Annotated in this window: 12 protein-coding genes; 3 read left to right on the forward strand and 9 right to left on the reverse strand. The window is 73.1% G+C overall.

The window, feature by feature from the left end; translation table 11 throughout:
- Window positions 1-18: 18 nt before the first annotated feature.
- The 5 genes from AB0O29_RS00215 to AB0O29_RS00235 are packed head-to-tail and all read right to left on the reverse strand — an operon-like array spanning window position 19 to window position 4,658.
- Window positions 19-606 carry a hypothetical protein gene (locus tag AB0O29_RS00215; RefSeq protein WP_365143569.1) on the reverse strand — a complete coding sequence of 196 codons (588 nt, stop codon included), beginning with the start codon at window positions 604-606 and terminating at the stop codon, window positions 19-21.
- Window positions 603-1,763 (reverse strand): ROK family glucokinase, encoded by a 1,161-nt coding sequence (locus AB0O29_RS00220; protein ID WP_365143572.1) that lies wholly within the window; start codon window positions 1,761-1,763, stop codon window positions 603-605. The genes AB0O29_RS00215 and AB0O29_RS00220 overlap by 4 nt, the downstream gene beginning before the upstream one ends.
- On the reverse strand, window positions 1,760-2,617 hold the full coding sequence (locus tag AB0O29_RS00225; RefSeq protein WP_365143575.1) for an ATP-binding cassette domain-containing protein: 858 nt from the start codon (window positions 2,615-2,617) through the stop codon (window positions 1,760-1,762). The genes AB0O29_RS00220 and AB0O29_RS00225 overlap by 4 nt, the downstream gene beginning before the upstream one ends.
- Complete coding sequence (locus tag AB0O29_RS00230; protein WP_365143578.1) at window positions 2,614-3,651, reverse strand: ABC transporter permease; 1,038 nt, start codon at window positions 3,649-3,651, stop codon at window positions 2,614-2,616. Before AB0O29_RS00230 ends, AB0O29_RS00225 begins: the two co-directional genes overlap by 4 nt.
- Window positions 3,648-4,658, reverse strand: a complete 1,011-nt coding sequence (locus tag AB0O29_RS00235) for a sugar ABC transporter substrate-binding protein (protein ID WP_365143581.1) — start codon at window positions 4,656-4,658, stop codon at window positions 3,648-3,650. The genes AB0O29_RS00230 and AB0O29_RS00235 overlap by 4 nt, the downstream gene beginning before the upstream one ends.
- 143 nt (window positions 4,659-4,801) lie before the next feature.
- Here AB0O29_RS00235 and AB0O29_RS00240 point away from each other — a divergent pair, with 143 nt between their 5' ends.
- Window positions 4,802-5,806 (forward strand): Gfo/Idh/MocA family oxidoreductase, encoded by a 1,005-nt coding sequence (locus AB0O29_RS00240; RefSeq protein WP_365143584.1) that lies wholly within the window; start codon window positions 4,802-4,804, stop codon window positions 5,804-5,806.
- A gap of 42 nt (window positions 5,807-5,848) precedes the next feature.
- Here AB0O29_RS00240 and AB0O29_RS00245 read toward each other — a convergent pair whose 3' ends face one another.
- Window positions 5,849-7,039: a cytochrome P450 gene (locus AB0O29_RS00245; protein ID WP_365143587.1), complete on the reverse strand. Its 1,191-nt coding sequence runs from the start codon at window positions 7,037-7,039 to the stop codon at window positions 5,849-5,851.
- A gap of 62 nt (window positions 7,040-7,101) precedes the next feature.
- Complete coding sequence (locus AB0O29_RS00250) at window positions 7,102-8,019, reverse strand: DMT family transporter (RefSeq protein WP_365143590.1); 918 nt, start codon at window positions 8,017-8,019, stop codon at window positions 7,102-7,104.
- 193 nt (window positions 8,020-8,212) lie between these two features.
- Here AB0O29_RS00250 and AB0O29_RS00255 point away from each other — a divergent pair, with 193 nt between their 5' ends.
- Entirely contained in the window at window positions 8,213-8,947 is a 735-nt protein-coding gene (locus AB0O29_RS00255; RefSeq protein ID WP_365143593.1) for an SDR family oxidoreductase, read from the forward strand.
- 123 nt (window positions 8,948-9,070) lie between these two features.
- On the opposite strand, the gene alc is transcribed toward AB0O29_RS00255, so the two are convergent.
- Window positions 9,071-10,189 (reverse strand): allantoicase, encoded by a 1,119-nt coding sequence (gene alc, locus AB0O29_RS00260; RefSeq protein ID WP_365143596.1) that lies wholly within the window; start codon window positions 10,187-10,189, stop codon window positions 9,071-9,073.
- Between the two features lie 2 nt (window positions 10,190-10,191).
- Complete coding sequence (gene allB / locus AB0O29_RS00265; protein WP_365143599.1) at window positions 10,192-11,535, reverse strand: allantoinase AllB; 1,344 nt, start codon at window positions 11,533-11,535, stop codon at window positions 10,192-10,194.
- A gap of 327 nt (window positions 11,536-11,862) precedes the next feature.
- On the opposite strand from allB, the gene AB0O29_RS00270 reads away from it, so the two are divergent.
- Window positions 11,863-12,666 carry an IclR family transcriptional regulator gene (locus AB0O29_RS00270; protein ID WP_365143602.1) on the forward strand — a complete coding sequence of 268 codons (804 nt, stop codon included), beginning with the start codon at window positions 11,863-11,865 and terminating at the stop codon, window positions 12,664-12,666.
- The last annotated feature ends 6 nt before the right edge of the window (window positions 12,667-12,672 follow it).

Consider the following 12,672-nt stretch of genomic DNA (forward strand, 5'->3'; position numbering starts at 1 on the left):
CACCCTATGGGGTGCGCGTTACGGGACGGTGGTGGAGACCACGTAGACGCGGGGGGCCTTCGGGTTGGTGAAGTCGACGGTGACGTCCCGGGTGGGGCGCGGGTCCGGCGCCTCCAGGGTGGTCCCGGACCACTGGTGCTTGGGGCTCCAGCTCCAGCCGGCGACGTGCGCGTCGCGCTCGGAGACCGAGACCCCGGGGGTGAGCGCCCCGCGGCTGGTGCCGACGTCGGCCAGGAAGGTGTCCAGCTGCTCCGGGGTGACCTGGAACTGGACGTACAGCCGGCTGGTGTGCCAGTTGTTGGTCTCCAGGTAGCCGACGTGGGAGGCCATCAGCGGGATCGGCACCTCGTAGATGCTGCGCTGCACCTTGGACGGCCAGTCGGGGCGCACCTTGACGGCGCCGACCCGGGCGGCCTTGTCCCGGCCGCTCTCGCGGCTCTGCTGCGCGGAGATGGCCAGGTAGCCGGCCGGGACGCCGATGAGCAGCAGGATGATGAGCGCGGTGACCCAGCGCCGGCGCACGGTGCTGCGCCGCTCCTCGGCGGTGGGCGGCCGGCCGCCGCCCGCCTCGGGCGAGGAGGCCTGACGGGGCAAGGTCGGTGTCACGGCTGTTCCTGCTCCTCGGGGCCGGCGGCGCCGCGCCGGCCGTACTGCGCGTAGCGCTCGTAGCGCTCCACCCGGCGGCGGGTGGCGCGCCGGAAGCGGCGGGCGACGAGCCGGGCGAGGTCGGCGGCGCCGACCATGCCCGCCTCGGGGCCCAGCTCGGCCTTGGCGATGCGGGCCTCGGGGCGGTAGCCGCGGCCGGTGAGGTGGCGCCGGAAGGCGTCCCGGGCGGGGCCGATGAGCAGGTCGTCGGCGGCGCTGACGCCGCCGCCGATGACGAAGCAGGAGGGGTCGAGGGCGGCGGCGAGGTTGGCGATGCCCACGCCGAGCCACTGGCCGATGTCCTGGAGGAGCTCGACGCACATGGCGTCGCCCTCGCGGGCCAGCTCGGTGATGAGCGGTCCGGTGATCTCGTGGACGTTGCCGCCGACCCGGGCGATGATGTCGTGCGCGACCGGGGAGTCGGCGGCGGCCAGCTCCCGGGCCTCGCGGACGAGGGCGTTGCCGGAGCTGTACTGCTCCCAGCAGCCTCGGTTGCCGCAGGGGCAGCGGTGGCCGCCGGGGACGACCTGCATGTGGCCGAACTCGCCGGCCACCCCGTAGCGGCCGCGCTTGACCTGGCCGCCCTCCAGGATGGCCCCGCCGATGCCGGTGCCCAGGGTGATCATGACCAGGTGGTCCTCGCCCCGGCCGGCGCCGAAGCGCCATTCGGCCCAGGCGGCGGTGTTGGCATCGTTGTCCACCATGACCGGGACCGCGAGGCGGGACTGGAGGGCGTCGCGCAGGGGCTCGTCCCGCCAGGCCAGGTGGGGGGCGAACAGGACGCGGGAGCGGTCGGCGTCGACCCAGCCGGCCGCGCCGATGCCCACCGCGTGCACGTCGTGCCGGTCGGAGAGGTCCAGGACCAGCTCGGCGATGGTGTCCTCGACGACCTTGGGGCTCTTGGACTTGTCCGGGGTCTCGGTGCGGATCTTCTCCAGGATATTCCCGTCGGCGTCGACGACGCCCGCCATCACCTTGGTGCCGCCGATGTCGATGCCGACCGTCGGGACGCGGGGGGCGGTCAGGTGCGACCGGCGCTCACGGGTCCCGATGGTCCGCAGGACGGTGCCTCGCGCCGACCCGCGGTGGGTGAGCGAGAAGTCCCGGTAGGTGGTCATCGAGTCGTGTCGTCCCTGTCGGAGGCGGTGGCGGGGGTGTCGGGCATGGCGGCGGACGGGGTGTCCGGTCCTGATTCTGCCACCCGCTCCAGTTCGTGGCTCAGCTCGTCCAGCTCCGAGCCCCCGGCCATCTGCCGGGTGAGCTCGTCGAGGGTGATCGAGTCGCGGGTGTGGCTGCCCGCCATGGTGCCGCGCTTGAGGAGCACGAAGCGGTCCCCGACCAGGTGGGCGTGGTGCGGGTTGTGGGTGATGAGGACCACGCCCAGGCCGGCGTCGCGGGCGGCCGCGACGTACTTGAGGACCACGCCGGACTGCTTGACGCCGAGCGCGGCGGTGGGCTCGTCCAGGACGAGGACCTTCGCGCCGAAGTGGACGGCGCGGGCGATGGCCACGCACTGGCGCTCGCCGCCGGACAGGGTGCCGATCGGCTGGTCGACGTCGCGCAGGTCGATGCCCATGCGCAGCAGTTCGGTGCGGGTGGTCTCGCGCATGTGGGCCACGTCGAGGCGGCGGAAGGGGCCGCGGCCCTTCGTGGGCTCGGAGCCGAGGAAGAAGTTCCGCCAGACCGGCATCAGGGGGACGACGGCGAGGTCCTGGTAGACGGTGGCGATGCCGCGGTCGAGGGCGGCGCGCGGGTTGGCCAGTACGGTCTCCTCGCCCTCGATCTCGAAGGTGCCGGCGTCGTGCCGGTGCAGCCCCGCGATGATCTTGATGAGGGTGGACTTCCCGGCGCCGTTGTCGCCCAGCACGCAGGTGATCTCGCCCGCCGAGACCTCCAGGGAGACGTCGCGCAGGGCGCGGATGCTGCCGTAGTACTTGCTGACTCCGGTCAGCTTGACCAGGGGCTCGCTCATGACCGTGCCTCCGCCCGCTTGCGGACCCATGCGTTGAGCAGCGTGGCGAGCAGCAGCATGGCACCGAGGAAGAACTTGAACCAGTCCGGGTTCCACTGCGCGTAGACGATGCCGTTGCTGGCCATGCCGAAGATGAACGCGCCGACCGCCGAGCCGATCGCGGAGCCGTAGCCGCCGGTCATCAGGCAGCCGCCGATGACGGCCGCGATGATGTAGAGGAACTCGTTGCCGACGCCCTCCCCCGACTGGACCACGTCGAAGGAGAAGAGGATGTGCTGCCCGGAGATCCAGGCGCACAGGGCGACGCCCATGTAGAGCCCGATGCGGGTCTTGACGACCGGGACGCCGGTGGCGCGGGCCGCGTCGGCCCCGCCGCCCACGGCGAAGATCCAGTTCCCGGCGCGGGTGCGCAGCAGGATCCAGGTGGCGACGGCGACCAGGGCCAGCCACCACAGGATGGTGACCTTGAGGGTGACCGAGCCGACGTTCCACTGGGAGGCGAACAGGGCGCGGGCGGAGGGGAAGCCCTCCATGTCGGCGATGGTCTTGGTGGAGACGGTGCCGCTGATCAGCTTGGTGAAGCCGAGGTTCAGGCCGGTCAGCATCAGGAAGGTGCCGAGCGTGATGATGAAGCTGGGCAGCTTCGTGCGGGTGAGCATGAACCCGTTGAAGAAGCCGATGGCGAGGGTGACCAGCAGGGACACCCCGACGCCGACCCAGACGTTGGCGGTCATCTGGTAGCTGAACATCGAGCTGAACAGCGCCGAGGTGGTCACCATGACGCCGGCGGACAGGTCGAACTCGCCGCCGATCATCAGCAGGGCGACCGGGACCGCCATGATCCCGATGGTGGAGGCCGAGTAGAGGACCGTGCTGAGGCTGGCGGCCTTCAGGAAGCTGTCCGCGGCGAAGGAGAAGAACACGAAGACGGCGGCGGCGCCGACGACCGCGCCCAGCTCGGGCCGGCCGAGGAGCCGGCGCACGTAGGAGACGGGCGCGAGCCGCTCGTCGGCGGCGGGGGCGGCGGCGCTCATCGGCTGCCCCGCTTGATGAACGGCTCCAGCTTGCCGACCTGGTCGGCGGTGACGATCTGCGGCCCGGTCAGCACCGGCCGGCCGCCGCCGAGCACGTCCCCGTTGTAGCGGTAGAGCCACAGCAGGTCCACGGCCTCGTAGCCCTGGAGGTAGGGCTGCTGGTCGACGGCGAAGCCGAGGGCGCCGGACTTCAGGTCGCGGGCCACGGACTCGTTGAGGTCGAAGGTGTCCACCTCGGCCTTGCTGCCGGCGGCCTCCTTGGCCTTGACGGCGGTGGGGGCGAAGGGGGCGCCGAGGGTGAGGATGCCGTCGATGGAGGGGTCGGCCTGGAGCTTGGCCTGCATCGCGGCCTGCACGGAGGGCATGTTGGTGCCCTCGACGTAGAGGTTCTCCATGGTGCCGCCGAACGTCTTCTTCGCCCCGGCGCAGCGCTGCTCGTGGCCGACGTTGCCCTGTTCGTGCAGGACGCAGACGGCCTTCTTCAGACCCCGTTTCGTCATCTCGGTGCCGACGGCCTCGCCGGCGATCTCCTCGTCCTGGCCGATGTGGGCCAGCGCCCCGTACTCGGCCGACTGGGCGGAGCCGGAGTTGACGGTGATCACGGGGATGCCCGCCTTCACGGCCTTGCCGACGACGTCCTTGAGGGCCTCGGGCTTGGCGAGGCTGACGATGATCCCGTCGACCTTCTGGTCGATGGCGTTCTGCACGAACTGGGCCTGCTGCTGTGCCTGGTCGTCGTGGGAGTAGACGAAGTTGATGTTGTCCTTCGCCGCGGCCTCCTTGGCGCCCTTCTGGACGATGTCCCAGAAGGTGTCGCCGTCGCCCGCGTGCGTGACCATCGCGAAGGTCCAGCGCGGCGTGGACACGGCGGGCCGGCCCGCCTCCGCGGCCTTCGCCCGCTCCTCGGCGCGCTTGCCGCCCGTGCTGCTGCAGCCCGCGAGGGAGGCCCCCAGTACCGCCGCGAGGACGGCGCCGACGACGCGTACCCCTGTCCGAACCCTAGCCACGTCCCCGTGCCCTTCCCTCGTGCGTCATGAATCGGTCATTTCCGGTGTCAGCCGCCCAGTATCCGCCACAGTGGACCACGAAGGGTCACCGGGGCGAGCGCGGGCGGATTGACAGGTCCCCCGTACGGGGTCACGTTGAGTGCATGCGCATCGGGCTCATCGGAACGGGCCGGATCGGCTCCTTCCACGCGGCCTCCCTGGCCCGCCACCCGGATGCCGGCTCGCTGCTGCTGGCCGACGCCGAGCCGGGGCGGGCCGCGCGGCTCGCGGAGCGGCTGGGCGCCACCGCCGCGCCCTCGGTCGACCAGGTCTTCACCTGGGGCGTGGACGCGCTGGTGGTGGCCTGTGCGACCGAGGGGCACGCCGGTCTCGTCGTCCGGGCGGCGCGCGGCGGGCTGCCCGTGTTCTGCGAGAAGCCGCTGGCCCCCGACCTGGCGCGGACCCTGGAGGTGCTGCGCGAGGTGGCCGCGGCCGGCGGACTGCTCCAGGTGGGGTTCATGCGCCGCTTCGACCCCGGCTACCGCACCGCGCGGGAGCTGGTCCGTTCGGGTGCCCTGGGGCGGCTGCACACCGTCCGCACGATGACCGCGGACCCGGCCCCGCCGCCCGCCGCCTACCTGGCCGGCTCCGGGGGCCTGTACCGGGACTGCCTGGTGCACGACTTCGACATGGCGCGCTGGGTGACCGGGCGGGAGGTCACCGAGGTGTACGCGGCCGGTTCGGACGCCGGGCCGGCCGTCTTCCGCGAGAGCGGCGACGTCGACACGGCCGCCGCCCTCCTCACCCTGGACGACGGGACGCTGGTCACCAGCACGGGCACCCGCTGCAACGGCGCCGGGTACGACGTGCGGATGGAGCTGGCCGGGGAGCTGGACCAGGTCTCCTGCGGGCTCGACGACCGGACGCCGATCGCCTCGACGGAGCCGCAGGGCCCGCCCCCGGCGAGCAAGCCGTGGACCGGCTTCCTGGAGCGGTTCGCCCCCGCGTACGAGGCCGAGCTGGCGGCCTTCGTCCGGCTGGTGCGCGGCGAGGGCGCCAACCCCTGCGACGGCCGCGAGGCGCTGGCCGCCTTCCGCGTGGCGGAGGCGTGCGAGCGCTCGCGCCGGGAGCACCGCCCGGTACGGCTGGCGGAGCTCCCGGACCTGTGACGGCCGCGCGGGGGCCGGCGGGGGAAGGGACACGGACGGCCGCTACCAGCGCACCGGCAGCCGGGTCACACCCCGGATCAGGCTGCCCCCGATCCACTCCGGCGGGCCCCCGTCGGGGTCCTCGGCCAGGCCGGGGAAGCGGTCGAGGAGGGAGCGGAAGGCGATGCGGCCCTCCATCCTGGCGAGCGGGGCGCCGATGCAGAAGTGGATCCCGTACCCGAAGGCGAGGTGGCCCTGGGGGGCGCGCCGCACGTCGAAGGCGTCGGGGTCCGCGTACCGCCCGGGGTCGCGGCCGGCGCCGGCCAGGGAGACGAGGACGGTGGCTCCGGCGGGGACGGCGGTGCCGCCTATCTCCAGGTCCTCGCGGGCGTAGCGGTAGGTGCTGTTCTGCACCGGGCCGTCGTAGCGGAGCATCTCCTCGATCGCGCCGTCGAGCAGGCCGTCGGGATCGGCCCGCAGGGCGGCCAGCTGGTCCGGGTGGGCGAGCAGGGCGCGGGTGCCGTTGGAGATCAGGTTGACGGTGGTCTCGTGGCCGGCGATGAGCAGCAGGAAGGCCATGCCGATGAGCTCCGCGGCCGAGAGCGCGTCGCCGTCCTCGTCGCGGGTCCGGACCAGGGCGCTGAGCAGGTCCTCGCCCGGGTCCCGGGACTTGGCCGCGACGAGTTCCGCGAGGTAGTCGGCGAGCCGGAGGTGTGCGGTGCGGGCGGGCACCGGGGTGGGCGCGAGGACCTCCTTGGACCAGTGCCGGAAGCGTTCGCGGTCCGGCGCGGGCACGCCGAGGAGTTCGCCGATCACGGTGATCGGCAGGGGGAAGGCGAAGGCCTCGATCAGGTCGGCGGAGCGCCCGGGGCGGGCGGCCATCGCGTCGAGGAGCTCGTCGGTGATCCGCTGGACCCGGGGGCGCATGGCCTGGACCCGGCGGGTGGTGAACTCGCGGGCGACCAGCCGGCGCAGCCGGGTGTGCTGCGGCGGGTCGGTCTCCAGCAGGTTGCTGTTGGCGGCGTTGGCCGCGACGCCCCGCAGCACGGCGCCGGTCTTCCAGTCCTTCGCCAGCCCGGGGTGGGCGAGGGCCTCGCGGGCCTCCTCGTGGCCGACGACCAGCAGCGCGGGCGCGAACTCGGGGGCCGAGACGCCGACCTGGTGGACGGGCCCCCGGGCCCGCAGGCGGGCGTAGTACGCGTAGGGGTCCGCGGCGAAGTCCGGGTCGTTCGCGCTGATGTCCGGTTGTGGCATGCGGTCAGGTTAATGGGGCGTCAGGGCGGGGGAACCGGCGGCTTCCGGCCACAGGACGCGGCTCACGCGGCCACGGTCCGCCGTCCCCACGCCGTGCCGGCCAGGACCAGTGCCGCGCCCGCGAGGCCCGCCGGGCCGGGGTGTTCACCGCCCACGGCGATGCCGGCGGCCGCCGCCCACAGGGGTTCGGTGCCGAGGAGGAGGCTGACGCGGGAGGGCGAGGTGCGGCGTACGGCCCACATCTGCACGAAGAAGGCGAAGAGCGTGCAGAACACGGAGAGGAAGGCGAGGCCCGCCCACTGGGCGGGGCCGAGGTCCGCGGCGGCGGCCCAGGGGCTGTCCCCGGTGCCGGGCAGGGCGGCCAGCAGGGCGAAGACGAGGACGGCGCCGCCCAGTTGGACGGTGGTCAGGGAGAGCGGGTCGGCGTCCTGGACGGCCTTGATCCGGGCCATGAGCAGCACGTGCAGGGTGCGGGCGAGGGCCGCGCCGAGGACCAGCAGGTCGCCGCCGCTCGGGGCGGTGAGGCCGGCGCCCTGGGTGAGCAGGACGACTCCGGCGACCGAGACTGCCGCGGCCGCGAGGAAGGCGCCCGAGGGGGCCGTGCGCCGTACGGCGGACTCGGCGAGCGGGGTGAAGATCATGGTCAGGCTGATGATCAGGCCGGCGTTGGTGGCGGAGGTGTGGACCACCCCGTAGGTCTCCAGCAGGAAGATCCCGCCGAGGACGAGCCCCAGCAGCCCGGCGCCGCGCAGCCGGGCGGCGTTCAGCGCGCGCAGCCGGCGCCGTCCGGCGAGGGCCAGGACGGGCAGGACGAGCGCGAAGCGCAGGACGAGCACCGCGATGACGGTGTGGGTGGTCGTGACGCCCTTGGCCGCGAGGTAGCTGCCGCCCCACACGACGGCGACGAGGAGGACGGGCAGGTCCGCGAGCCGGGCCCGGCGGGGGGCGAGGGCTGGGGCGGGGGCGGCGAGGCTGGACACCGGGGCGGCTCCGACGGCGGGGAGGGTGTGGAGACGTCGGCGGCTCGCACGGGTGCGGGCCCACGGTAGCCCCGGGTGATCTTGCCGTCGACCTGATATCGCTCCCGAACGCGAGGTCGGATTCCCGCCAGCGCGGCCGGGCCCCGGGAGATTTGATTGAACTCGCAACCAAACAGCTCGGGAGGGAACGGCAATGAACGGCGACAAGGTGGCTCTGGTGACGGGCGGCAGCCGGGGGATCGGCGCGGCGGCCGCGCTGCGGCTGGCCGAGGACGGCTTCGACGTGGCGGTCACCTACGTGAGCGGCGGGCGCGCCGCGGCCGAGGTGGTCGGGAAGATCGAGGCGCTCGGCCGCCGGGGCCTGGCGGTACGGGCCGACGCGGGCGCCGCCGAGGGCCCGCGGGAGGCGGTGGAGGAGACCGTGCGCGCGCTCGGCCGGCTCGACGTCCTGGTGAACAACGCGGGCGTGGGCGTGCTCGGCCCGATCGGCACGCTCGGCGCCGCCGACGTGGACCGGGTCCTCGGCGTCAACGTCCGGGGGGCCTTCCTGGCCGCGCAGGCGGCGGCCGGGCACATGGGCGCCGGCGGACGGATCGTCACCATCGGCAGCTGCATGGTGGCGCGGGTCCCCGGCCCGGGCGGCACCCTGTACGCGATGAGCAAGGCGGCCATGACGGGCCTGACGAAGTCCCTCGCCCGGGAGCTCGGCGACCGCGGCATCACCGCGAACCTGGTGCACCCCGGGCCCACGGACACCGACATGAACCCCGCCGACGGGCCCTACGCGGACGCGCAGCGGTCGTTGACGGCGCTCGGGCGCTACGGCACCCCGGGGGAGGTCGCCGCGATGGTGTCCTTCCTCGCCGGGCCGGACGCCGCGTACGTCACCGGGGCGGAGTTCTCGGTGGACGGCGGCCACGCCGCGTAACCCCGCCGGGAGACCGGCCCGCACGCGCCGATGGGGCGCACCACCGCGGTGGTGCGCCCCATCGGCGCGCGTCCCGCGCCCCGGGGGTGTCGGCCCCCGGGGCGGGGCGCAGGCGGGCCTGGATCAGCCGCCCAGCTCCTGGTGACGGGCGGCCAGGGAGGCCGCGCCGTTCTCCGTCAGCGAGCCGAAGAGGCGCAGCCGGGAGAAGCCGCCGTCCGGGAAGATGTCGATCCGGACGTGGGTGCCGACCGCCGGGGCGTCCAGTACGAAGCGGTGGTTGGTGTCGGGCTGCAGGCGGGTGCGCGGCAGGAACTCGGTCCACTCGCCCTCCTCGCCCGTCTTGACGGACAGCGAGGCCCAGCCGGCCGAGTTGCCCTTCAGGTACGCGGTGTCGATCTCGACGGCGCGGATCTCGGACTCGGCCACGAGCTGGTAGCGGATCCAGTCGTTGCCGTTGTCACGACGGCGCGCGGTCTCCCAGCCGTCGTCCATCTTGCGGGAGCGGCCCGGGTTGATGGTGTTGGTCGGCGGGGAGTAGAAGCGGTTGGACGCGTCCTGGACGGAGCCGCCGTTCTCCAGCGCCACCACGTCGAAGGAGCCGAGCGCCGCGAGCCACTTCGGGTCCGGCAGGACCTCGCCGTAGACGCGCAGGCGGGCGATGCCGCCGTCGGGGTGCTGGTTGACGCGCAGGTGCGTGAAGCGCTGCTCCACGGCGACCTCGAAGCCGTTGGCCGCGTGGCCGCCGACCGGGGTGCGCTCGACGAGGACCGTCCACTTCACGTCGTCGCCCTGGAGCTCCTCCGGGGTCGGCGCCAGGGCGCCCTCCCAGTTGGTGCCCTCGATGGAGACGGCCTGCGGCATGTTGCCGCGGAAGTGGGCGGTGTCGACGACGATGCCGCGGATCACGCCGGGGGCGCCCAGGCGCACCAGCGCCCAGTCGTGGTCCTCGGGGGTGGGCCAGGGCTGCGTGGCGGAGACGCCACGGCGGCGGCGGGTCTCCCAGCCGTCCATGACCTTGCCCTTGTGGCCGAAGTCCTCGGGGTCGAAGTGCGCGGCCTCGGAGATCAGCAGGTTCTCGCGCTGGGCGAAGAACTCGTCGTTGGCGGCGATGACACCGGCGCCCAGCTCACGCGCGGCGAGGTTCGCGTACTGGGTGAACGGGAAGTCCGCGGTGCGGTAGTCCGCGTACGGGTCGCCGCCCCCGTACGGGTTCGCGTTACCGGTGAAGGATTCAATCGCCACTGTCAGTTCTGCCTTTCGAGGAGGAGGCCCGTGGGCTCGGTCGGGGTGCCGTGGTCGGCGATCTGGGTACCGCGCAGCCAGGTGGACTTGACGACGCCGTGCAGGGTCTTGCCCGCGTACGCCGTGACCTGGTTGCGGTGGTGGAGTTCGGCCGGGTCCACGGTGAACGTTTCTTCGGGGGCCAGGACGGCGAAGTCGGCGTCGCGGCCGGCCTCGATCGCGCCCTTCTGGGCCAGTCCGGCCAGGGCGGCCGGGGCGGCGGACATCCAGCGGACGACGTCCTCCAGGGTGCGGCCGCGCCTGCGGGCCTCGGTCCAGATGGCCGGCAGGCCGAGCTGGAGGGAGGAGATGCCGCCCCAGGCGGTGGCGAAGTCACCGGTCTTCAGGTCCGCCGTGGACGGCGAGTGGTCGGAGACGATGCAGTCGATGGTGCCGTCGGCGAGCGCGTCCCACAGGACGTCCTGGTTGGCGGCCTCGCGGATGGGCGGGCAGCACTTGAACTCGGTGGCGCCGTCGGGGACTTCCTCGGCGGTGAGGGTGAGGAAGTGCGGGCAGGACTCGACCGTGATCTGCACGCCCTCGGCCTTGGCGGCGGCGATCAGCGGCAGCGCGGAGGCGGAGGACAGGTGCAGGACGTGCACGCGGGCGTTCAGCCGCTTCGCCTGGGCGATCAGATTCTGGATCGCGGTGTTCTCGGCGTCCTGGGGACGGGAGGCGAGGAAGTCGGCGTACTTGGGGCCCGGGTTCTGCGGGGCGGACTCCAGGTGGTGCGGGTCCTCGGCGTGCACGATCAGCAGGCCGCCGAAGCCGGTGATCTCGGCGAGGGAGGTGGCCAGCTGCTCCTGGTCCAGCAGCGGGAACTCGTCCACGCCGGAGGGCGACAGGAAGCACTTGAAGCCGTAGACGCCGGCGTCGTGCAGCGGCGCCAGGTCCTTGACGTTGTCCGGCAGGGCGCCGCCCCAGAAGCCCACGTCCACGTGCGCCTTGGCCCGGGCGACCTCCTGCTTGACGCGGAGGTTGTCGACCGTGGTGGTGGGCGGCAGGGAGTTGAGGGGCATGTCGAGGATGGTGGTGATGCCGCCGGCGGCGGCCGCGCGGGTCGCCGTCCAGAAGCCCTCCCACTCGGTGCGGCCCGGGTCGTTGACGTGGACGTGGGTGTCCACGAGACCGGGGAGCAGGACGTCGTCGCCGAAGTCCTCGACCCGGGCTCCGGCCGGTACCTCGGCCTCGTACGCCAGTACGGCCGCGATCTTCCCGCCGGCGACGGCGACCGAGGCGGCGCGCGTCCCCTCGGGGGTGATGACGCGCGTCGAGCGCAGTACCAGTTCCACAGCCACGTCGGCCACCGGAACCTCCCCATCTACTTCCACAGAGCGAAATTCAACGTTCTGTTGACGGAGTCTCCATCCCGATCCGGAGCCAGTCAAGAGCGCCCGGAGGGACCACTGACACGTATGCACCGCAATTGGATGTTTCCACGAGATGGAATTAAGATTTCACTATCCAGAATGTAGCTACCACCACCGGCACCCGGGCAGGTAACTTCCCGAGGACGTCCGCCACCAGGACAAACCGCCTCTGACCGGCGGGGACGGCCGAGGCCCGGATCTGGGACCGACGCCGACCGACCGGTAGGCTGCTTCCTTGCCTGCCAGCACCGAAAGGACCGCGCCGTGCCGACGTCCAGCGCCAGCACCACCGACGCTTCCGCCAAGCCCACCGCCGCCGGCGGTGGCGTCCAGTCCCTTGAGCGCGCCTTCGACCTGCTCGAACGGATGGCCGACGCCGGGGGCGAAGTCGGTCTCAGCGAGCTCTCCGCCGCGAGCGGCCTGCCGCTGCCCACCATCCACCGCCTGATGCGCACCCTCGTCGCCTGCGGCTACGTCCGGCAGCAGCCCAACCGACGGTACTCCCTCGGGCCCCGCCTCATCCGCCTCGGCGAGTCCGCGTCGCGGCTGCTGGGCACCTGGGCGCGCCCCTACCTCGCGCGTCTGGTCGAGGAGACGGGGGAGACCGCCAACATGGCCCTGCTCGACGGGGACGAGATCGTCTACGTCGCCCAGGTGCCGTCCAAGCACTCCATGCGCATGTTCACCGAGGTCGGCCGCCGGGTGCTGCCGCACTCCACCGGCGTGGGCAAGGCGCTGCTCGCCCACACCCCCGCCGAGGAGGTGCGCGCCCTGCTGTCCCGCACCGGGATGCCGGCCGCGACCGAGAAGACCATCACCACGCCCGAGGGCTTCCTGGAGGCCCTGGAGCAGGTCCGCAAGGTGGGCTACGCCGTCGACGACAACGAGCAGGAGATAGGGGTCCGCTGCCTGGCCGTGTCGGTGCCGAACTCGCCGACCGCCGCCGCGATCTCCATCTCGGGTCCGGCCGGCCGGGTGACGCAGGAGGTCGCGGAGTCCTTCGTGCCGATCCTCCAGGGCGTGGCCGCCGAGCTGTCGGTGGCCCTGCAGAGCCAGACCCCCGCGTAGCCCGCG

The organism is Streptomyces sp. NPDC089915 (genome assembly GCF_040684675.1).
Taxonomy (GTDB): domain Bacteria; phylum Actinomycetota; class Actinomycetes; order Streptomycetales; family Streptomycetaceae; genus Streptomyces.

What these genes read in the sequence shown, in the direction of transcription:
- AB0O29_RS00240 (WP_365143584.1), top strand. Translation starts at nt 4,802, where the DNA reads ATGCGCATCGGGCTCATCGGAACGGGCCGGATCGGCTCCTTCCACGCG.
- AB0O29_RS00245 (WP_365143587.1), bottom strand. Translation starts at nt 7,039, where the DNA reads ATGCCACAACCGGACATCAGCGCGAACGACCCGGACTTCGCCGCGGAC.
- AB0O29_RS00230 (WP_365143578.1), bottom strand. Translation starts at nt 3,651, where the DNA reads ATGAGCGCCGCCGCCCCCGCCGCCGACGAGCGGCTCGCGCCCGTCTCC.
- AB0O29_RS00225 (WP_365143575.1), bottom strand. Translation starts at nt 2,617, where the DNA reads ATGAGCGAGCCCCTGGTCAAGCTGACCGGAGTCAGCAAGTACTACGGC.
- AB0O29_RS00255 (WP_365143593.1), top strand. Translation starts at nt 8,213, where the DNA reads ATGAACGGCGACAAGGTGGCTCTGGTGACGGGCGGCAGCCGGGGGATC.
- AB0O29_RS00220 (WP_365143572.1), bottom strand. Translation starts at nt 1,763, where the DNA reads ATGACCACCTACCGGGACTTCTCGCTCACCCACCGCGGGTCGGCGCGA.